General features: G+C 61.1%; 20 protein-coding genes and 1 riboswitch. Of the genes, 10 read left to right on the forward strand and 10 right to left on the reverse strand.

Annotation, left to right across the window (positions count from 1 at the left end):
• Positions 1–62: 62 nt before the first annotated feature.
• Together AC3VI7_RS03860 and AC3VI7_RS03865 are read right to left on the reverse strand one after the other, a co-directional pair.
• Positions 63–272 carry a DUF1289 domain-containing protein gene (locus AC3VI7_RS03860; protein ID WP_489669259.1) on the reverse strand — a complete coding sequence of 70 codons (210 nt, stop codon included), beginning with the start codon at positions 270–272 and terminating at the stop codon, positions 63–65.
• Positions 269–2881 (reverse strand): DNA topoisomerase III, encoded by a 2613-nt coding sequence (locus AC3VI7_RS03865; RefSeq protein WP_489669260.1) that lies wholly within the window; start codon positions 2879–2881, stop codon positions 269–271. The genes AC3VI7_RS03860 and AC3VI7_RS03865 overlap by 4 nt, the downstream gene beginning before the upstream one ends.
• A gap of 92 nt (positions 2882–2973) precedes the next feature.
• Between AC3VI7_RS03865 and AC3VI7_RS03870 the strand changes: the two genes are divergently transcribed.
• The 3 genes from AC3VI7_RS03870 to AC3VI7_RS03880 are packed head-to-tail and all read left to right on the forward strand — an operon-like array spanning position 2974 to position 4984.
• Positions 2974–3453, forward strand: coding sequence for an SET domain-containing protein (locus AC3VI7_RS03870; protein WP_489669277.1), 480 nt, complete (start codon positions 2974–2976; stop codon positions 3451–3453).
• A 5-nt stretch (positions 3454–3458) separates the two neighbouring features.
• Positions 3459–4262, forward strand: a complete 804-nt coding sequence (locus AC3VI7_RS03875; RefSeq protein WP_489669261.1) for a biotin--[acetyl-CoA-carboxylase] ligase — start codon at positions 3459–3461, stop codon at positions 4260–4262.
• Positions 4256–4984, forward strand: coding sequence for a hypothetical protein (locus AC3VI7_RS03880; RefSeq protein WP_489669262.1), 729 nt, complete (start codon positions 4256–4258; stop codon positions 4982–4984). Before AC3VI7_RS03875 ends, AC3VI7_RS03880 begins: the two co-directional genes overlap by 7 nt.
• 21 nt (positions 4985–5005) lie before the next feature.
• Here the strand turns inward: AC3VI7_RS03880 and modC are convergent, their stop codons facing one another.
• From modC to modA, 3 genes are read right to left on the reverse strand one after another with little or no spacing between them, the layout of a single operon-like run.
• Positions 5006–6100: a molybdenum ABC transporter ATP-binding protein gene (gene modC / locus AC3VI7_RS03885; RefSeq protein WP_489669263.1), complete on the reverse strand. Its 1095-nt coding sequence runs from the start codon at positions 6098–6100 to the stop codon at positions 5006–5008.
• Entirely contained in the window at positions 6097–6798 is a 702-nt protein-coding gene (gene modB / locus AC3VI7_RS03890) for a molybdate ABC transporter permease subunit (protein ID WP_489669264.1), read from the reverse strand. Before modB ends, modC begins: the two co-directional genes overlap by 4 nt.
• A 24-nt stretch (positions 6799–6822) precedes the next feature.
• Positions 6823–7566: a molybdate ABC transporter substrate-binding protein gene (gene modA, locus AC3VI7_RS03895; protein ID WP_489669278.1), complete on the reverse strand. Its 744-nt coding sequence runs from the start codon at positions 7564–7566 to the stop codon at positions 6823–6825.
• 200 nt (positions 7567–7766) lie between these two features.
• On the opposite strand from modA, the gene AC3VI7_RS03900 reads away from it, so the two are divergent.
• On the forward strand, positions 7767–9428 hold the full coding sequence (locus AC3VI7_RS03900; protein WP_489669265.1) for an L-lactate permease: 1662 nt from the start codon (positions 7767–7769) through the stop codon (positions 9426–9428).
• Positions 9429–9443: 15 nt separating this feature from the next.
• Here the strand turns inward: AC3VI7_RS03900 and AC3VI7_RS03905 are convergent, their stop codons facing one another.
• From AC3VI7_RS03905 to AC3VI7_RS03915, 3 genes are read right to left on the reverse strand one after another with little or no spacing between them, the layout of a single operon-like run.
• Complete coding sequence (locus AC3VI7_RS03905; RefSeq protein ID WP_489669266.1) at positions 9444–10325, reverse strand: LysR substrate-binding domain-containing protein; 882 nt, start codon at positions 10323–10325, stop codon at positions 9444–9446.
• A gap of 48 nt (positions 10326–10373) precedes the next feature.
• Positions 10374–11273 carry a VOC family protein gene (locus tag AC3VI7_RS03910; protein ID WP_489669267.1) on the reverse strand — a complete coding sequence of 300 codons (900 nt, stop codon included), beginning with the start codon at positions 11271–11273 and terminating at the stop codon, positions 10374–10376.
• Positions 11274–11284: 11 nt separating this feature from the next.
• Positions 11285–13396, reverse strand: a complete 2112-nt coding sequence (locus AC3VI7_RS03915; RefSeq protein WP_489669268.1) for a 3'-5' exonuclease — start codon at positions 13394–13396, stop codon at positions 11285–11287.
• Between the two features lie 285 nt (positions 13397–13681).
• On the opposite strand from AC3VI7_RS03915, the gene queE reads away from it, so the two are divergent.
• On the forward strand, positions 13682–14353 hold the full coding sequence (gene queE / locus AC3VI7_RS03920) for a 7-carboxy-7-deazaguanine synthase (protein WP_489669269.1): 672 nt from the start codon (positions 13682–13684) through the stop codon (positions 14351–14353).
• A gap of 26 nt (positions 14354–14379) precedes the next feature.
• On the forward strand, positions 14380–14823 hold the full coding sequence (gene queD, locus AC3VI7_RS03925) for a 6-carboxytetrahydropterin synthase QueD (RefSeq protein ID WP_489669270.1): 444 nt from the start codon (positions 14380–14382) through the stop codon (positions 14821–14823).
• Here queD and AC3VI7_RS03930 read toward each other — a convergent pair.
• The gene (locus AC3VI7_RS03930; RefSeq protein WP_489671239.1) at positions 14784–15626 is read right to left on the reverse strand and encodes a 3'-5' exonuclease; all 843 of its coding nucleotides are present in this window, start codon (positions 15624–15626) and stop codon (positions 14784–14786) included. The genes queD and AC3VI7_RS03930 overlap by 40 nt on opposite strands.
• A gap of 236 nt (positions 15627–15862) precedes the next feature.
• Positions 15863–15937: riboswitch (S-adenosyl-L-homocysteine riboswitch) on the forward strand.
• 150 nt (positions 15938–16087) lie between these two features.
• Here AC3VI7_RS03930 and ahcY point away from each other — a divergent pair.
• The 3 genes from ahcY to metF are packed head-to-tail and all read left to right on the forward strand — an operon-like array spanning position 16088 to position 19124.
• A complete protein-coding gene (gene ahcY / locus AC3VI7_RS03935; RefSeq protein WP_489669280.1) occupies positions 16088–17485 on the forward strand; it encodes an adenosylhomocysteinase in 1398 nt (465 codons plus the stop codon).
• A gap of 14 nt (positions 17486–17499) precedes the next feature.
• Positions 17500–18252: a TlyA family RNA methyltransferase gene (locus tag AC3VI7_RS03940; RefSeq protein WP_489669271.1), complete on the forward strand. Its 753-nt coding sequence runs from the start codon at positions 17500–17502 to the stop codon at positions 18250–18252.
• Between the two features lie 26 nt (positions 18253–18278).
• Positions 18279–19124, forward strand: coding sequence for a methylenetetrahydrofolate reductase [NAD(P)H] (gene metF / locus AC3VI7_RS03945; protein ID WP_489669281.1), 846 nt, complete (start codon positions 18279–18281; stop codon positions 19122–19124).
• A gap of 1 nt (position 19125) precedes the next feature.
• On the opposite strand, the gene AC3VI7_RS03950 is transcribed toward metF, so the two are convergent.
• Positions 19126–19722 (reverse strand): 5-formyltetrahydrofolate cyclo-ligase, encoded by a 597-nt coding sequence (locus AC3VI7_RS03950; protein WP_489669272.1) that lies wholly within the window; start codon positions 19720–19722, stop codon positions 19126–19128.
• Between the two features lie 115 nt (positions 19723–19837).
• Here AC3VI7_RS03950 and AC3VI7_RS03955 point away from each other — a divergent pair, with 115 nt between their 5' ends.
• Entirely contained in the window at positions 19838–20437 is a 600-nt protein-coding gene (locus AC3VI7_RS03955) for a rhodanese-like domain-containing protein (protein ID WP_489669273.1), read from the forward strand.
• The last annotated feature ends 114 nt before the right edge of the window (positions 20438–20551 follow it).

Raw genomic sequence — 20551 nt, forward strand, 5'->3', positions numbered from 1 at the left:
AGAGCGCATCTCTCAGGATGAAATCTGGCTGAACCGAGCCTCAGGAATAGCCGCCCAGCGGCTCATGCCTCACGCAGACGCTGGCGCCAGACCACCCGCCGCGCCGGCAGGGTGCGGCAGATCGCCCGCCGCACCGACTCATCCAAGGCCGACCAAGCGGCGATCTCGTCGAGGGTTCGCAAGCACCCTTCGCACCAGCCCGTGGCGGCATCCATGCGGCAGATATTGACGCATGGGCTGGTGAGCCGCTTCTTGGCCGGGGCCTTGTTCATGCGTCGTCAGTCTTCTTGGCGACGGTCTTGGCAGCCGTCTTGCCGGGCACCTTGGCCGCACGCGGCTCGAACTCAAACACCACCTTGCCCTCTTTCTTGTCGTAAACCAAGAAAGCCTTGAAGGCTCGGCGGGTCTTGTTCGAGACAAAGCCATCGAGCACGTCGGTCTTGCCGGTGCTGAGCAGCTTGTGGATCTGCTCCGGTGCAATCGGCTGTTGCAGGATCACCACCCCGCTCTTGAAGTCGCAAGTGACATGCGCGCCCACCGCGTGCTCGCAGACGTAGTTGGTGCCGTGGGCGTAGACATGGCCCTTGCACTTCGGGCAGGCCCCAAGACTTTGCTCGCCCGAGAAATCAATCGCTTCGCCCTCTTCTTGGGCTTTCTTTTCATCCTCGCCAAAGTCGAATTCGAGCTTCCAGTTGTTGATTTCGTCGTCACGCACCAACCGGATCTCGGCCGTGAAGGGCCAGCCGGCCTTGGAGCGGAAACCCTCCAACGGCCCGATGCGGTGATCGCGCAAGAAGGCGTCGGCCTCGCTCAGCTCGAAGCTGCGCCCGGCCGGGATCTTGGTGATCGAGAAGCCGCAGCCTTCGCTGGCACCGTCACTGCCCGTGCAGCCAAAGCGGCGGTAGTTCTCTTTGACCATGCCGCCGCAGTTCGGGCACGGTGTGGCGAGGGTGGCGTAGTCCCCGGGGATCGTGTCGCGGTCGTATTCCTTGGCCTTGCGCACCACGCGCTCGGCCATCTCGGCAATGCCGCGCATGAACTCAACACGACTAAGCTGGCCGCGCTCCATCTGCGCGAGCTGGTTTTCCCACTGTCCCGTCAGTTCGGGCTTGGTCAGATCCTGCACATCCAAGCCGCGCAGCAGCGTCATAAGCTGGAAAGCCTTGGCGGTGGCGATCAGGTCACGGCCTTCACGCAGCAGGTACTTTTCAGCGATCAAGCCTTCGATGATCGAAGCGCGCGTGGCCGGTGTGCCCAAGCCCTTTTCGTGCATCGCCGCCTTGAGTTCTTCGTCGTCGATGAGCTTGCCCGCGCCTTCCATGGCGGAAAGCAGCGTGGCTTCGTTGTAACGGGCCGGGGGCTTGGTGCGCAGAGCCAAGGCTTGGATGTCGTCGTTGATCACCGCTTCACCAGGCAGCACGGCCACCAAATTGGCGTCATCGCCTTGGGCTTCTTTGCCGTAGACCGCCAGCCAGCCGGGCGTGACCAGCACCTTGCCGTTGGTCTGGAAATGCTGCTCTTTGCCAAAGCCGGGCACGTCCACCGGCACCTTGGTGATGCGGGTCGTGACCATGAATTCAGCCGATGGGTAGAAGACCGCCAAGAAGCGCTTCACCACCAAGTCATAGAGCTTGGCCTCGGGCTCGCTCAAGCCACCGGGCGCTTGCAAGGTCGGGATGATGGCGAAGTGGTCCGAGATCTTGCTGTTATCAAACACGCGCTTGGTCGGCTTCACATAACCCGCACTCAGGGCTTTGCGAGCGTGCGGCGCCAAGTCCTTGAGCAGGCCAGCAGAGCCCTCGGAGGCGATCATCTCGAAGGTCTGCTTGACCACATCAACGTAATCCTCGGGCAGCGCGCGGGCGTCGGTCCGGGGGTACGTCAGCACCTTGTGCTTTTCATACAGGGCCTGCGCCAAACCCAGGGTGTTTTTGGCCGAGAAACCAAAGCGTGAGTTGGCCTCGCGCTGCAAGGTGGTCAAGTCGTAGAGCAGCGGGCTGGCTTGGGTGCTGGGCTTGGCCTCTTCACTCACGGTGCCGGTCTTGCTCCACACCGCGTCAGCAATCGCTTGGGCTTGGGTGATGTCCCAGAGCCGGTCGGCGCGCCGGTCGCTGTCCTCGTCCTTCTTGAACTTCGGATCAAACCACTTGGCGTCATAAACGCCCGCAGCCGCTGCAAAACTGGCCTTGATCTCAGCGTAGTCACGCGGCACGTGCTTGCGGATTTTTTCCTCGCGCTCGACCACGATGGAGAGCGTCGGCGTTTGCACCCGGCCCACGGTGGTGAGGAAGAAGCCGCCGTCGCGCGAGTTGAACGCGGTCATGGCACGCGTGCCGTTGATGCCCACCAGCCAATCGGCCTCCGAGCGGCTGCGCGCGGCGTCCGACAAGCCTTGCATCTCAGCTTCGGAGCGCAGCCGCCCAAAACCGTCGCGGATCGCTTGCGGCGTCATGCTCTGCATCCACAAGCGCTGCACCGGCTTATTGAGCTTGCCTTTGCCGCCGTCGGCGTACTGCACGATCAAGCGAAAAATCAATTCACCTTCACGGCCCGCGTCGCAGGCGTTGATCAAGCTGGTGACGTCCTTGCGCTTGATGAGTTTGACCACGGCGGCCAAACGCGCTTTGCCCTTGTCGATGGGCTCCAGATCGAAGTGCGGCGGGATGACCGGCAGGTGGTTGAAGCTCCACTTGCCGCGCTTGACATCAAACTCCTCCGGGGCCTTGATCTCGACCAAATGACCGACGGCCGAGGTCACGATCCACTGATCGTTCTCGAAGTGATCCGCCTGTTTTTCAAACTTACCCACCACCGGCGTGAGGGCGCGCACGATATCTTGCGCGACAGATGGTTTTTCGGCGATGACGAGAGACTTGCTCATGATGTTCTGTTCTTTAGAATTCGGGCCTCGCGCGCGCTTGCGCGCATGCCCACACCCATCAATCTACTCAAAGTTGCGAGCGCCGTCCGAGCATGCCAGCTACCCATCGCGCCCGACGCATCCAAGTACGCCGCTCTAGCGTTCATGGCCGAGGTGTTTTTGCCCTTGTGCCGATCCCTGCGGGCGCATGGATCATCGAATACACGGGGGAGGTGATCGACTGGCCTGAGGCGCTGCGCCGTCATCCTCACGACCCTGCGCAGCCGGATCACACCTTCTACTTCCACATCGACGATAGCCGGGTGATCGACGGTGGTGTGCGGGGCAACTCCTCGCGCTGGATCAACCACGCCTGCGCGCCCAATTGCGAGACCGAGGACGATGGCGGGCGCATCCACATCCGGGCGCTGCGCGATATTGCAGCCGGCGAGGAGCTCACCTTCGACTACCGCCTGAGCATCGACGAGCGCTATACCGCCGCCCTCAAGCAACGCTACGCCTGCCGCTGCGGCACCCCAAGCTGTCGCGGCACCCTGCTCGCGCCCAAACCCAAGCGAAAGCCCCGACTGTGAATGGCGTGAACTGGCATGCCGAAGATCTCTGGCTGGCCTTAGAGCCCCTTTGCCCCGGACTCAGCATCGAAGTGCTGCCCGAAACCGCCTCCACCAACGCTGCCTTGCTCGAACGCCCCCGTCTGGGCGACCTCGCGCCCTGCTTGATGGTGGCGGAGCGTCAAACCGCTGGGCGGGGCCGCATGGGCCGCGCTTGGTGGTCCGAGCCGGGAGCCTCGCTGACTTTCTCCTTGGGCTTGCCCTACGCACCCGAGGATTGGTCCGGCCTATCGCTCGCGGTGGGCGTGGCCTTGGCCGAGGCGCTGGAACCTGTGCCCGCCACTGCGCCCCGCATCGGCCTGAAGTGGCCCAACGATTTGTGGCTGCGAAACAACGATCCGACCGATCTCAGCGCCCACAAATTGGGCGGCATCCTGATCGAGACCCTGATGCTGCCCAACGCTCAGCGCTGGCTGGTCATCGGCGTGGGCCTGAACATCGCCGCCCAGCCCGCGCACGCCCCAGACATCCCCTTCAACACCGGCTATGGCGGCTTGCAAAGCCTTGATCCCGCGCTGGATGCGCCCACCACCTTGCGCCGCTTGGCTGAGCCGTTGCTGCATGCCCTCAAGACCTTTGAACATCAGGGCTGGGCCGCCTTTCAACCATGCTTCGAAGCGCGTGATGTGCTGGCCGGACGCCCTGTCCAAGCCGGCCCCTCGATTCAGGGCTACGCGGCCGGAACCAACCACGAAGGGGCGCTGCTCGTGCATACTGCCAGCGGCATTGAAGCCATCCACAGTGGAGAAGTGAGCGTCCGACCATGCTGAGAGGGCTGGTTCTTTTTTTATTGATCGCCAATCTGGCGTTCTATGCTTGGACGCAAGGTCATTTGACCCGCGTGCTTGGCGTTGACCCCATAGGGGACCGCGAGCCTGAGCGCGTGCGCCAGCAAGTCCATCCGGAAGCGGTGCAGGTGGTGGTGCCAGCGCAAACCGGCCAAACCGGCCAAGCGGGCTCGACTGGATCGACCACCAGCCCCACAGATCCCTCCGAGACACCCCCGATCCATCCGACCGTCGCGAGTCCCACGGCTTGCCTCGAAGCTGGACCGTTCAACACCTCGGAACTCGATCAAGCGGTGGCCATTCTCAAGACCCGCATCGAATCTCATCAGTGGGCTGTGCAGACCCGTGATGTGCCCGGCCGGTGGATGCTGTACATGGGCCGCTATCCCAGCCGGGAAGTCATGTTGCGCAAAGTCGATGAATTGCAGCGCATGGAGATCACCAAGATCGACGAAGTTCACGGCATTCCCGAGCTGGAATTTGGCCTGTCCTTGGGCGAATACCAACGCCTTGATGCCGCCGAGGCAGCGCTGTTGCACATGAACGACATCCATGTCCGCAGCGCCCGCATCGTCCAGCTCCTGCCCCCCAGCCTCGCCCACACCCTGCGTATCGCGTCCGCCGATGCCGCCGTTCAAGCCCGGATTACCTCGCTCAAAGCTGCCTTGGGTGTGCGGGCCTTTCAAGCCTGCAAAACCCGCTGAAAAACTCTTCAGCCGAGCTGCTCAGCCTTCCAGCAGCGCCACCGATTTCACCTGCACCCACAACGACTGCCCGGGCCTGAGGCTCAGTGCCGCCGCCGAGCGCCGTGTCAAGCTCGCCAAGATCGGGCTTTGGCCCTGACTGGATGCCCCCTTCGCGCCCACCATGAGTCGCACCCGCAGCAAGCCGGGATGCTCATCGTCGGCCAACGCGTCCACGCAAGCGGGCAGCATGTTCAGGATGCTGCTGCCCGGCGAGGCGTCGAGCGCCAGACTGACATCGCGCGCCAGCACACGCACACGCACCGTGCGGCCCAACGCCAGCCCGGTATCGCGGGTCCACACAACCCCACCGGCAAAGTCGATGCGCAGCAAATGCCAAGCCGCATCGCGCTCAGCCACCACCCCCGACAACACCACCCCTGCGTCCTCGCCCAGCCGGATTGGCAGATCAAGCCGGGCCAGCGTGGCCGCCAAAGGCCCGGCAGCCTGCACCCGGCCCTCAGCCATCACCACCAAGTGATCGGCCAACCGCGCCACCTCGTCAGGCGCGTGGCTGACGTAGATCAGCGGAATCTGCAACTCGTCGCGCAACCGCTCTAGGTAGGGCAGGATGTCTTGCTTACGGGCCACGTCCAGCGCGGCCAAGGGCTCATCCATCAACAGCAGGCGCGGACTGACCGCCAAAGCGCGCGCGATCGCCACCCGTTGGCGCTCGCCGCCTGAAAGGCGCTCGGGGTGGCGCGCCAGCAGCGGCTCGATACCGAGCAGCTCAATGGCGTGATCCAGACTCAGGTCGGACGCACCGTGACGCCGCCGCAGGCCGTAGCGCAGATTGCCCAACACCGAGAGATGCGGGAAAAGACTCGCTTCCTGGAACACATAACCCAGCGCCCGCTGATGGGTCGGCACCCACGTCGTGGTGTCTTGCCAAAGCTCACCCTCAAAACGCAGCCGACCTTGAGGCGCGCGCTCCAGCCCGGCCAAGCAACGCAACACGCTGGTTTTGCCCGAACCCGAAGGCCCGAAGAGCGCCGTCACGCCCCGACTCGGCAGGGTCAGATCCACGTCGAGGCCGAAACCCGGCCAGTCGATCTTGAAACGGGCCTCGATGCTCATCGGCCCATACCCATCCCTATGCCCACGCGGGTGCGGGCCCGAGCTTGCCAAGCGTAGAGGCTGAGCAGCACCGCAAACGCAAACACCCACATCACCGCCGCCAGCCGGTGCGCATCGGCATATTCGAGCGCCTCCACGTGGTCGTAAATCTGCACCGACACCACCCTTGTGAGGCCGGGCACATTGCCGCCGATCATCAGCACCACGCCAAACTCCCCCACCGTGTGGGCAAAGGTGAGCACGCAAGCGCTGACAAACCCCGGCAGCGCCAAGGGCACCACCACACTGAAAAAAGCATCCAGCGGTGCAGCACCCAAGGTGGCCGCGACTTCCAGCGGGCGCTCGCCCAGCGCTTCGAAAGCGTTTTGCAGCGGCTGCACCATGAAGGGCAGCGCGTAGACCATCGAGCCCAACACCAGCCCCCAGAACGTGAACGGCAGCAAACCCCAGCCCAAGGTTTGGCTCAAGCGCCCGACCCAGCCCTCGGGCCCCATGGCGATTAGGAGATAAAAGCCCAGCACCGAAGGCGGCAGGACCAGCGGCAGCGCCACCAGCGCACTCACCGGCCCCTTCCACCACGCGCGGCTGCGCGCCAAGCCCCATGCGATGGGTGTGCCCACGACCAAGAGCAGCAGCGTCACCACCGCCGCCAGCCGCAGCGTCAACCCAAGCGCTTGAAGATCACCGTCATGCAGCATGGGCTTGCATCCGCTCAGATCGACTCATCGGCCGTAGCCATAGGCGCGCAACAGCGTTTGGGTTTTGTCGGCTTTCAAGTACACCAGCAGCGCCTCAGCCGCCACGTTACCCCGGCCTTTGGCGAGCAACACCGCATCTTGGCGGATGGGGCGGTGCAGCTTGGCCGGCACGATCCAGGCCGAACCACCGCCCCGCAAAACGCCGTCTTTCATCACTTGCGACAACGCGACAAAGCCCAGCTCAGCGTTGCCCGTGCTGACGAATTGATAGGTCTGCGCGATGTTCTCGCCCTGCACCAGCTTGGGCTGGACGGCCGCCAGCACACCCATGGCGCTCAAAACCTCCATGGCCGCAGCGCCATAGGGGGCCAACTTCGGCGCTGCGATGGCCAACTTTTGAAAGGCCCCCTTGGCCAACACCTCACCCTTGGCATCCACCAGCCCAGCTTGAGCCGACCACAGCACCAAGGTGCCCAAAGCGTAGGTGAACCGACTCCCCAGCACCGTCAGACCATCTTTTTCCAACTGCGCTGGTTTTTCGTCATCGGCCGAGAGCAACACCTCAAACGGCGCGCCGTTCTTGATCTGCGCATAAAACTTGCCCGAAGCGCCGAAGGACATCTGCACCGTGTGGCCTGTCTCGCGCTCGAACGCCACCGCCATCGCCTGCATCGGCGCGGTGAAGTTGCTGGCCACCGCGACTTGGACCTCGCCAGCCTGGGCGGGCAAGAGCCACAACCCCACCAGCGCCCACCCAAGCCACCTCATGAAGATCCATGTCGATGTTTTCATGGGCTGGGAGTCTATCGGCTTGAGCCGATGACGGTAGAACGACGGCCTGCGGGTTTATCCGCAATGAAAGTTGTTCGTCACCCGCGCTGAAAATCTTTCGTTTGTCATCCCGGCACGAGACCCGGACCATCGCGCGCATTCTCGACCTTCCATTTCGGCCCTTTAGGAGTCAACCCATGACTTGGCAACAGATCTACGACCCCCTGGGCAACATGGCCCTCTCCACCTTACTGGCTGCTGTGCCGGTGGTGGTGATGCTGGTGGGCCTCGGCTTCTTGCACCTCAAAGCCCACATCGCGGCGGGTGCGGGCTTGGTGGCCGCGCTGGCCATCGCCGTCTTCGTCTACAGCATGCCGGTGGGCATGGCGGGCAACGCCGCGCTGCTCGGGGGCTTGACCGGCCTGCTGCCGATCGGCTGGATCGTGCTCAACATCATCTTTTTGCATCAACTTACGGAGCAAAACGGTAGCTTCGCCATCTTGCAGGACTCAATTGCCGGCATCACCGAAGACCGCCGGTTGCAACTGCTGCTGATCGCCTTTGCCTTCGGGGCCTTCTTTGAAGGCGCGGCCGGCTTCGGCACCCCCGTGGCCGTGACCGCCGCGATCTTGATCGGGCTGGGCTTCTCACCGCTGGCCGCCTCAGGCCTGTCGCTGATCGCCAATACCGCCCCGGTGGCCTACGGCGCGCTGGGCACCCCGATCATCACCTTGGCCAAGGTGCATGGCTACGACGTGATGGCCCTGTCGGCGATGGTGGGGCGTCAGCTGCCGCTGTTCTCGCTCTTGGTGCCGTTCTGGCTGATCTGGGCTTTTGCCGGACGCAAAGCGATGTTGGAGATCTGGCCGGCCATTTTGGTCACAGGCCTGAGCTTCGCTGTCACGCAGTTCTTGGTGTCGAACTACATCGGACCTGAACTGGTGGACGTGATCGCCGCCATGGTGTCGATGATCAGTTTGGTGAGTTTCTTGCGCGTGTGGCAGCCCAAGACGATCTGGCGCTCGGTGTCGCTCAAAGGCCATGAGCAAGACGGCGGCGAAGGCCACGTGGCCCAAGCCCCGCGCCGTCACCCACGCAGCGACGTGATCCGGGCTTGGCTGCCTTGGGCGATCCTGACCGTGTTTGTCTTCATTTGGGGCCTGCCCGAAGTCAAGAAGTTCTGGAACGGTGTCTGGGCACCGGCTTTCCCCATCGACGGCCTGCACAACCTGATCGAGAAGATGCCGCCCGTGGTGCCCTCCCCGCGCAAGGAAGCAGCGGTCTACACCCTCAACTTGCTCTCAGCCACCGGCACCGGCATCTTCTTGGCCGCCCTGGTCGGTGGGCTGGTGATGAAGTACAACCCGCTGCAACTGCTGGCCACCTTCGGTCGGACGTTCTGGCTGGTGCGCTACTCGCTGATCACCATCGTGCTGATGCTGGCTTTGGGCACGTTGACGCGCTATTCCGGCACCGACACCACCTTGGGTTTGGCATTTGCCAACACCGGCGTGTTCTATCCCTTCTTCGGCACCTTGATGGGCTGGATCGGCGTGGCGTTGACGGGCTCGGATACCGCCTCGAACGTGCTCTTTGGCGGCATGCAAAAGGTGGCGGCGGAGCAGCTGGGGCTGTCACCGAACTTGATGGGTGCGGCCAATAGTTCCGGTGGTGTGATGGGCAAGATGATCGACGCCCAGTCCATCGTGGTGGCCTCGACCGCCACACGCTGGTTCAACCATGAAGGCGACATCCTGCGCTACGTGTTCTTCCACTCGATCGCCTTGGCCTGCTTGGTCGGTCTGTACGTCACGCTGCAAGCCTACGTTTGGCCGTTCTCGCAAATGGTGGTTCGGTGATGGGGGTTCGTTGAATCAAGCAAAGGTGGAGCGCAACCAATCGGTGAAGGCGGCCACCTCGGGACGGGGTGCCAAGTCGCGCTCCACCAGCACGTGATAGGTGTTGGTGGAGGGCACCTCCAGATCCGGGAACAAGGGCACCAAGTGTCCGTCCCGGATCCAGCGCTCGGCCACCCGGCGTGAACTGAGCGCGAAACCCAAGCCGCTGGCGGCCGCTTCAAGCAACGCGCCCAAGTCCGTAAAGATCGTGCCGCGCTGCGGCTCAGGCCAGTTCAATCCGGCCGCTCGAAACCAAGGCTGCCAAGGCACCAAGGGACTGCGCAGCAACTCCAAACCCGCCAGCTCGGCGGGCCGCGTCACGGCAGGTTGGCGCTGCAAAAAGGCCGGCGAGACCAGCACATCGAGTCGGTCGTCGTACAGCTTGACCGTCAGCCGCTCGTCGAACAGCCCGTTGCCGAAACGAATATCCACATCGTGCCGCTCAGGACGGTCCTGCATCGGCGCGCCAATCGCCAGCTCAATCTCGATGTCCGGCCACAGCCGCTGGAACTCGGGCAGACGCGGAATGAGCAAATTGCGCGCAAAAGTCGGTGGCGTACCGACGACCAAGCGCACCACCTCATCGTGCGGACTGCTGCGCGACAGGCTGGCGAGCCGGTCGAAGGCTTCGCGCACCCCCACCAAGCAGTGCTGCCCCGCCTCAGTCAGCCGCACCCCGCTGGCCGTGCGATCGAACAACTGCTCGCCCAGCTGAGCTTCGAGCTGCCGAATGCGGTGGCTGACTGCACTTGGCGTGATGCACAACTCCATCGCTGCGGGCGCAAATCCACCCAAACGCGCGGCGCTCTCAAACGCCACCAAGGCGTGAATGGGTGGAAGACGACGCACACGGGCCATGGCAGTTGGGGCGCGATGCGCCCACGAAAAGAGAAAGGAGCGCGGATTCTAGGATCCAGCAGCCGTGGGCGGTCTCATCCGCCACGCCGCCGCTTCATGGCCGCTGGCGTAGTGGTGGTGGGTGAGTTCGGGATTGCGGTTGATCAGGGTGCGGGCGTAGAGCGGGTGGCGCATGCTGCGCACTTCGTGTTCCAGGGTCGCCAGGACTGTGCCACGGTCCAAATCGATCAAATCTTGGAAACGGTACTGGCTCAGGTTGCTTTCCTCGCTGATCAGGCCGCGCGCCACCAAACGCTGATGCACGCCCGAGAAATCCGCCAAGGTGATCTGGATGTGGTGGCCGTCGTAGGCCGGCAGCGGCTGCGTGGTTTCGCGCAGCATCAGTCCTTCGCTGATTCCCATGGGAATGTAGACAACAGCCTCTTTTCCATCAGCATCTGCGGCCAAATTGGCTGGTGCAGCCAAGATCTCACGGTAAAAGCGCGCCAGGGGCGCTGCGGCACCCAGCGGAATGTTGATCTCAACGTAAGGCATACCCAGCAACATGCGCCCAAACCGGGTCGGATCGGAGGCGTGGATACGGATGCGATTGCCCCAGGGGCAAACCACGTCCACGGCTTCTGAGGACCGCGCGCTAAAGCAAAAATGCGTCCCCACCAAACGCGGTTGGATGCGCTCCAGCCGGGTCAGCAACGCAGGCAGATCGGGCATCACCAAGCCGACCCGGCCACGCAACACCTGCGCCGGGCCGGTGGGCAGATGGAACTGGCTGGTGCCGACATTGATCCACAAGTTATCCACACCCGTGTTCAGGTACGGATCGCGCGTCAGGCCCAAACCCATGACGTAGAAAATGAGCGCCTGCTGCTGATCGGGCACACGGATATTGACGTGACCCAACTCGACGATGTTGCCAACGTCTTGGCTGCTGCGATCAAAGGAAGTCATGGTTCATGAACCTAAATCCGGATGTCGGTGTGATACCGGGTGGATTTGGTCAGGGCGTCTTGGGCGCGCAACTCGTCCTTGACCACCGCCAAGGCGTCACGCACCCGCTGCACCATCACCGAATCCCCGTGGGTGGACAACAACAGCTCGTCGGTAGCGCGCGTCATGGCCACGTAGAGCAAACGCAGCTCCTCATCCATGGCCTCGCTGCGCATCGGCATCGCCTGCAAGCCCGCCACCACCACGAAAGGGAACTCCAGGCCTTTGGAGCCTTGCAAAGTCAAGAGCTTGATGCTGGACTGGTGCCAATCGATGTGCTGAAAACCGCGCTGCCCCATCGACTGCACCGCCAACCCCTTGCGCTCCAAGGCCGCTTCGATCGGCGGCATAAGAAACTTGGCCCGACACAACACGGCCATATCCTGCAAAGCATGCCCATCGGCATGGGCCCGGGCAAGGCGATCAGCGATCAGCATGGCCTCGGTATCGGCATCACGCGCTTCGATGAATTGCGGCAAGGCACCCCGCCGACCCCCACTGGCAGGAAGAATGCGCTGCACGCTGTCGTCGGACCCCGCCTCCATCGCCGCCCCACCACCCCCTTGGGATGGGTCGGGCATCGCGAGCAACGCCTGTGCCAAACGCATCGATACCGCCAGAACCTCAGAGGTGTTGCGATAGTTGGTCCGCAACCAATGGGTGCGACCACGGGCCTCAATGCCCACACTGGCAAAGCTAAATAGCCGCCGCGTTTTTTGATGCTTCGATTGAGCATCGTCATAGAGCACCAACAGATGACGCGTCACGGGATCCACCATCCGCGTCACCATCCGCAGCCAAAGATCGTCGAAATCATGGGCTTCATCGACCAATATGGCGGCATATCGCTCACGCGGCACCACACCCGCCTCCATGGCGCGATCCACGGTGCGCGGCAAAAGGTCGAAGTAATCCACCGCCCGACGGTCGGCCAAAACCGTCAGATCACAAGAACGCGCCAAGTCCTCACACCACGCATGGAATGTGCGCACCTGCACCCGGGCATCCACCCCCCGCCCACGCAACACAGCGTCGATGCGATCCGCCAACATTCGGCTGTAACAAAGAATCAAGACCGGACGCTCGGGTTGGGCGTGCGTCATCAATTGCTGGGCGCGGTAAATCAGGATCATCGTCTTACCTGAACCGACCGCACCATGGATGACACGGTGGCCCTCACCAAAAGTACGCACCACCTGCTCTTGCTTCAAATCCAAAATCTGCATCAACTCGGGCACGCTGGCTTGTCGCGGAATAAGCCCATCGAAGTGGTCCCCAACTTGATGGCCCAAATCATGGTTGACCCCGCCATATGGGCCGCCGAGATCCACATCCAAGACCTCATCCATCACGGTGCATAAGTCATCCTCAGGCGCGAAGGATGCAGCCGGCAAAGTCAGCAAAGTCGGTACGGTCTGAGGCGATTCATCCGCCAGCGATAGCTTGGCTTGAAAGGGCTGTACGCGGATTTCAGGATACAAATGCCACCGCACACGATCGCGCTGCGGCAACGTCAATGTGCTTGGATAGTGGACGGTGTACATGCCACACAGGCGCTGCATGAATGCGGTGGGAGCCAAAGAATCATCAAGATCCTCGCTTATCAGCACTCTTCGTTGAGGGAAAAGCTCGGAAAAATCAGCATTCTTCGGATCAGCCGTATGCAGATCGGTCAAGACCAAGCCCCAGCCATAGGGAAACATCAGCCTGCCGCTAAACGCTCCACTGCCACGGATCAAGCTCGGATCAAGCTGCATGAGCTCGACAAGTGCCAAGGTATCTTGGCGGGCACGGCTCAAGGGATGCGTGGCCGTGATGCGTCCGGCGGCTGTCTCAAGCTCAACGCTGTGTCGATTCGCGGCAACGATCTTGTCTGGCGTCCAGTCGCGAACCTCTAACAGCAGCAAACCCCAACGGGGACTGAGCACAACAAAATCAGGCTGGCAGCCCTTCGGTCCGACAGGCAGGTCGTACCAAACCAGATAGTCGTCTTCGAGACAACGCCGCAATTGAAGCAGCACCCGACGTTCGCCCGCTGTACAACGGCGGTCGATATGGGTGAGTCCCTGAGGAAAGATCGCCATGGGCAGGAAGAGGTCAGGCCAGAAGAGTCGAGGTCTGCCGAGGGTTTGCGACGCCAAGCTGAGGAAAGGAATGTAGAGGAAGCCCTCGGACACCCCTGCAACTGGGTGACTTTCCCGCATTTGCAACGACAAGAACCGTGAAAGAAAGCACAAATTGCAAGGAATTGTCACGCAAAAGTGCCTCCCGTGATCAAAAGGATTTCTGCCCACACCCTGTGGCCCCATCGGGGGCTGTCATAGAATCGCGCGCCCCCTCCACTGGCCCTGCCACGCACGCCTTTTGCCATGACTTACAGCGTCAAAGAGATTTTCTACACGTTGCAAGGCGAAGGGGCCAACACCGGCAGACCCGCCGTGTTTTGTCGCTTTGCCGGTTGCAACTTGTGGACAGGGCGTGAGCGTGATCGATCTGGCGCGATTTGCCGTTTCTGTGACACCGACTTCGTGGGCACGGACGGCGAAGGGGGCGGCAAGTTCGACTCGGCTCGTGCCTTGGCCGAGACCATCGCCGCACACTGGACCCACACCGCAGGGAAAGACGCCACAGCCACAGCCATGCGTTTGGTGGTTCTGACGGGGGGCGAGCCTTTGCTGCAAGTCGATACGGCCCTGATTGACGCCCTGCATGCCCAAGGTTTCCAGATTGCGGTCGAAACCAATGGCAGTCTTGCAGCGCCTGCCGGTTTGGACTGGGTCTGCGTCAGCCCCAAGGCAGGCAGCACCTGGGTGCAAAAGCAGGGCCACGAACTGAAGGTGATTTATCCCCAGGAAGGCTTGGATCCTGCCCACCTTGAAGCACAGATGGCTTGCGGCGAATTACGCTTCGAGCATTGCTACTTGCAAGCCATGGATGGCGCAGACCAAGCCAAGAACATCGAGGATGTGGTGGCGTATTGCCTCAAACATCCACGCTGGCGTTTGAGCCTGCAAACCCACAAAATCCTGGCTATTCGATAGATCTCTGACAGAAAAGGCTCAAGCGCGTGCTGACCATCACCAAACGACTGGAATTCGACGCCGGCCATCGCATTCCGGACCACAAGAGCCAGTGCCGTAACCTGCACGGCCACCGCTATGTGCTTGAAATCACCCTCCAAGGTGAACCCGTCAACCGCCCGGGCCACAGCGATCACGGCATGCTGATGGACTTCAGCGAAGTCAAGACCATCGCCAAGACGCATTTGGTGGATCTTTGGGACCATGGTTTTCTGGTCTACGAAGGCGACAGCGTGATCATGCCGCTGTTGACTCAGATTCCCGGTCACAAGACCATCGTTTTGCCACGCATCCCGACCGCTGAAAATCTCGTGGCCATCGCCTTTGAGATCTTGCAGCCGCTCTATCAGGATCACTACGGTTCAGGCCTACAACTGCGCCGCTTACGTCTTTACGAAACCCCCACCTGCTGGGCTGATTTCGAGGCTTGAGCGTTCTGCTTCTGGCAAAACTGCGCCACGCAAGAAGATAGGTTCTTTTTGCCCGACTGTTGCAGCACTCTGAGCAGGTCTGGACAGACAGGTCGTCCCGCCAATTCAGTAGCGAAGCGCTCTTCCACGTCACGCACGATGCGCAGGAACAAATGCGCCGTGACCTCAGCATCCGCCAATGCTCGGTGAGCTCGACCCGTATCTGGCAGCCCAAACGCTTCGGCCAACGCACTCAGCCGATGACTGCTGAGCTCGGGATACAGCCGTCGCGACAACATCAACGTACAAATGAACCCCGTGGGCTCATCAAAGTCTGCGGGGACACATGAGGCTAACTTGCGCTCAACACGCCAGAAAACACGGTCAAAAGACGCGTTATGCGCGACCATCGTGCAATTTTCTGCAAACGCCGAAGCCTGTTGCATCACCTGAGCAGCAAGGGGTGCATCACGCACCATGGCATTACTGATGCCCGTGAGCTGCTCGATGAACGGTGAGATCCAGGCCTCGGTTTGCATCAAGCTTTGATAGCACCCGGCGATCTGCCCCCCATGAACGCGCACCACACCAATCTCAGTAGCCCGAGCGCCCTGAGACATGGACGAGCCCGTGGTTTCGAAATCGATCACCGCAAAAACGGGAGAAACACCCGACACAAAGCGCTCCAAGAGCTGAACACAAGGGCACACATCGTACAAGGGATGACGTGATACCCAAGTTATCCACAGGCTTGAACGGGCAAATGCCCTGTGGATAACCCTGTGGATAATTTTTGAATAACTCGCAGTTATCCACAGACACACCCTTGTCTCACCAAGTTGTTATCAAAGTGTCACCAGCTTATCCACCAGGTAACCCACAGGTTTACACACAGGTTAAGTTGTTGATTTTAAATAAAAAAGTGTAGTTATCCACAGGATTGCACTACCCTCTACTACTACTACTATTTAAATATTTAAATAACAAGAACTGGTACTGGGATAACTTTTTTGGCTTTTGGAGCTCCTAGAGATGGATAGCTCGTGGCTATAATGCGATCCCTTTCGAGGAGCGTTGCAAGGCCTGACGAGGCCCCAGGCTCGAAAAATCCTTGTTGCAACCACGCTCACCTGCATGTACCCGCCGTGCGGTGAGTGATCACTCGGGCTCCTCTTGATCGAGGAGCTGTGTCGGCGTCGTGCTTGCAGGTCCGCTCGCTTTTTTGGAGAACGACGTGACCGCAGCTTCCACTTCAACGCACCTTCAACCGGCGCATCACGATTTTGTGGTGGCTGATCTGACCCTCGCCGCTTGGGGCCGCAAGGAAATCCGCATCGCTGAGACCGAAATGCCCGGCTTGATGGCGATTCGCGAAGAGTTCGCGGCCAAGCAACCCTTGAAGGGTGCCCGCATCACAGGCAGCCTGCACATGACCATCCAAACGGCTGTGCTGGTCGAAACCTTGCAGGCGCTGGGTGCCGAGGTGCGCTGGGCGTCGTGCAATATTTTCTCGACCCAAGATCACGCGGCGGCGGCTTTGGTCGAGCGCGGAACCCCCGTTTTTGCCTACAAGGGCGAAAACCTGACCGATTACTGGGATTACACCCATCGCATCTTTGATTTCGGCCCCAAAGGCACGGCGGGCGAAGGCCCTAACATGATCTTGGATGACGGTGGTGACGCCACGCTGCTGATGCATCTGGGGCAGCGCGCCGAAAAAGATCTGTCGGTGCTGGATCACCCGCAGAGCGAAGAAGAGACCTGCCTCTATGCGTCGATCAAGGCCAAGCTGCTGGAAGACGCGACTTGGTACACCCGCAAAAGCGCCCAAATCATCGGCGTCACCGAAGAAACGACCACGGGTGTCCATCGTCTGAAGGAGATGAGCGCCAAAGGCACCCTGCTGTTCCGTGCCATCAACGTCAACGATTCGGTCACCAAGAGCAAGTTCGATAACCTCTATGGTTGTCGCGAATCGTTGGTGGACGGCATCAAGCGCGCCACCGACGTGATGATTGCTGGCAAGGTGGCTGTGGTCGCCGGCTACGGTGACGTGGGTAAGGGCTCGGCCCAAGCCTTGCGCGCCCTCTCCGCTCAGGTTTGGGTGACGGAAGTTGATCCGATCAATGCTTTGCAAGCCGCCATGGAAGGCTACAAAGTCGTGACGATGGATTGGGCGGCGGACAAGGCGGACATCTTTGTGACCACCACCGGCAACCGTGATGTCATCACCTTTGAGCACATGCAGGCCATGAAGGATCAGGCCATCGTCTGCAACATTGGCCACTTTGACAACGAAATCCAAGTCGCCAAACTCGAAACCCACTGCCAGTGGGACGAGATCAAGCCGCAGGTCGATCACGTGATCTTCGAAGATGGCAAGCGCATCATCTTGCTGGCCAAGGGGCGGCTGGTCAATTTGGGTTGCGGCACCGGCCACCCGAGTTTTGTGATGTCGTCGAGCTTCGCCAACCAGACCATCGCCCAGATGGAGTTGTTTTGCCACCCTGATGGCTACGACGTGGGCAAGGTCTATGTGTTGCCCAAGCACCTCGATGAAAAGGTGGCGCGCCTGCATCTGAAAAAGGTCGGTGCCATGCTGACTGAACTGAGCGACGAGCAAGCGGCCTACATTGGCGTGCCCAAACAAGGGCCTTACAAGCCTGATACGTACCGTTATTGATTGGATTGACACCGATGCGTGCAGATCAAATCCTGGTTGCTCGTGGGCTTGCCCCAACGCGCTCAGTGGCTTCGCGGCTGATTGAGCGGGGTGCCGTCCACTGGCTCGGGCCGAAAGGCTGGGTGGTCCCTAAAAAAGCTGGGGAAGATCTGCCCGAGGGCTGTGAGATCAAGGTCACCGATGACGCCGAGCTGCGCTGGGTGTCACGCGGGGGCTTGAAGCTCGATGGCGTCTTGGCCGTTCTCGGGCTGGATCTTGGCGGACGCATCGCCTTGGACGTGGGACAAAGCACGGGCGGCTTCACGGATGTGTTGTTGGCCCGGGGTGTTGCGAAAGTCGTCGGGGTGGATGTGGGCCATAGCCAGCTCCATGCCAAGTTGCGGGCGGACAAGCGCGTGGTGGCGCTGGAAGGTGTCAACGCACGTCATCTGAGCCCAACGTCGCTGGGCAAGGCGATGCCTAAAACGGGTTTTGGCTTTATCACTGGCGATTTGTCGTTTATTTCGCTGGCTTTGGTACTTCCTGCGCTTAAACCGCTTTTGGCGACTGGCGGTGATTTGCTGATGCTCGTGAAGCCGCAGTTTGAATTGCAGCCTGCCGATATCAGCCGAGGTGGTTTGGTGAAGGATGAAGCCGCCTACGCCCGGGTCGAGCAACGCCTGCGTGACGCCTGCACCGCCTGCGGTTTGGGGGTGCAGCAATGGCTGCCAAGCCCGATCGACGGCGGTGACGGCAACCGCGAATTTTTTGTTTGGGCGCGGACCTGAACGCTGAAAGGACAGCGACGATGACCATGATTTCTTATGCTGGCTTGGTGTTGCCCATCAGCCTCGAATTCTTCCCGCCCAAAACGCCCGAGGGTGTGACCAAGCTCGCGGCTGCCCGGCGTGAGCTGTATGCGTTACAGCCGCAGTTTTGCTCCGTCACCTATGGTGCCGGTGGTAGCACGCAAGACGGCACGCTCGCCACCGTGCAAGCCATCCTCGACGAAGGCCAGCAGGGCGCATCGCATTTCACCTGCATCGGTGCGACCCGCGACTCGGTGCGTGAGCGACTGGCGCAGTTCAAGGCGATGGGTATGCGCCGCATCGTGGCCCTGCGCGGTGATCTGCCCAGCGGCTATGGTGGTAGCTCGGGCGAGTTTCGCTACGCCTCGGACTTGGTGGCCTTTATCCGCGCTGAGACCGGCGACCATTTCCACATCGAGGTGGCGGCCTACCCGGAAATGCACCCGCAGGCCAAGAACCCGCAGGCCGATTTGCAGGCTTTTGCCACCAAGGCCCGCGCTGGGGCTAATTCGGCCATCACGCAGTTCTTCTTCAATGCCGACGCCTACTTCCGCTTTGTCGATGAAGCACAAGCGTTGGGTGTGGATATTCCCATCGTGCCCGGCATCATGCCGATCACCAACGCCAGCGGCATCACCCGTTTTGCCGATGCTTGCGGCGCTGAAGTCCCGCGCTGGGTGCGCTTGCGCTTGCAAAGCTTCGGTGACGATACGGCTTCGATCCGTGCCTTTGGCTTGGATGTGGTCACCTCGCTGTGCGATCAGCTGCGCACGGCCGGCGTACCCGGACTGCATTTCTACACCATGAACAGCAGCGCAGCGGTGTTGGAGATCATGCGGCGCTTGGGTTGAATCAGGCGTCTTCCCGCGACCACGCCAGCCCGTCTTCGGTGAGCATGGTGTCGAGCGGTACGTCGTGCGGCTCGCCTTTGAGCCAAGGGATGAAGCTGTGGCTGAAGCCCAGGCCGGCGGTGAAAGGCATCGGGTTGAGACTGGCCAAGGTGCGGTCGTAAAAGCCGCCGCCGTAGCCAAGCCGCAAGCCGCCCGGGCCGTAGCCCACGCAGGGCACCAAGAGCAGTTCGGGGTGAAATTCTTCGGTGTCCTTGGGCTTGAGGATGCCGAAAGCATCTTCTTCCATCGGGCAGCCCGGGTACCAAACATGAAAGCGCAACTGCTTGGTTTCGCGGTCCACCACCGGCAGGCCGATGCGGCGTTCGGGCTCGGCCTCGGTCCAGCGAAACAGCGCAGGCAGGGCATCGAACTCGCCTTTGATGGGCCAGTAAGCGCCGATGCTGTTCTCGAAGCGGCTCACCAGCCAGACGCGCAGCACCTCTTGCAAATGCACCGAGCGTTGATGTCGGTCGTGCAGCGCTTGTCGCTCGGCTTGAAGCTGCTTGCGCAGCGTGCTTTTATCGCGGGGCGGCTCGGGCAGTTTGAAGGGGGTGTCCATGGGTCGATTGTGGCGGCGGTGGGTCGGGGGAGCAACCGGCGTTTTGCGATGTGAATCACAAATATCGCCATTTGCTTATATGATGATGCGCTCTAACTCTTGAGATGAACCGTCCATGACTGCTCTGCGTTTTGTTGTGACCGCTGCTTCGGCCCTGTGGGTCGGTTTGTTGAGCCCTGCATCGCAGGCTGCTGAGCCTGAAAAGTTACGCATTCTTGGCGAGGACAAGGTCTTCATCGTCCAGACCGACAAGGGTCCGGTGGAAATCACCCGGGTGATGACGACATGCGCCAAGAACAAGGGTTGGTTGCAGCCACTGGTGCCTGTGCCGGGGGTGGTGCCGGTGACCGAGATCGAAATCTTGCATGCCATGAACGACAAAGATGCGATCTTGGTGGATATGCGCGAGTCGGAAGATCGCGTCAAAGGCACTATTCCGGGCTCGTATCACATCCCCTACACCGAAGTGGCCGGTCGCATGAACGAGCTCGGCTGCAAGAAGATCGACAAGCCGGTTGCGGGTGCCAAGCCGTGGGATTGCGGTGCGGCTAAGAAGGTCTATGCCTTCTGCAACGGCCCGGTGTGCCCGCAGAGTCCGACTGCGATTGCGGCGATGACGCGCGATGGCTTCCCGGCCACCAAGATTTATTACTACCGGGGCGGGATGCTCGACTGGGCCGCTTTGGGCTTTCCGGTGGTTGCCGGCGATTTTTAAGGCTCTTTTCATCGCCTTCAGCGCGTTTTGAGGGCGAGATGCGCTACAAAGGGCGGCTCGCCGCAGCCACGGCGTCTGTGCGCACTTCGCGCCCGGTGGCTGCATGCTCGAAAC

Source organism: Leptothrix toolikensis (SeqCode) (assembly GCF_057922285.1).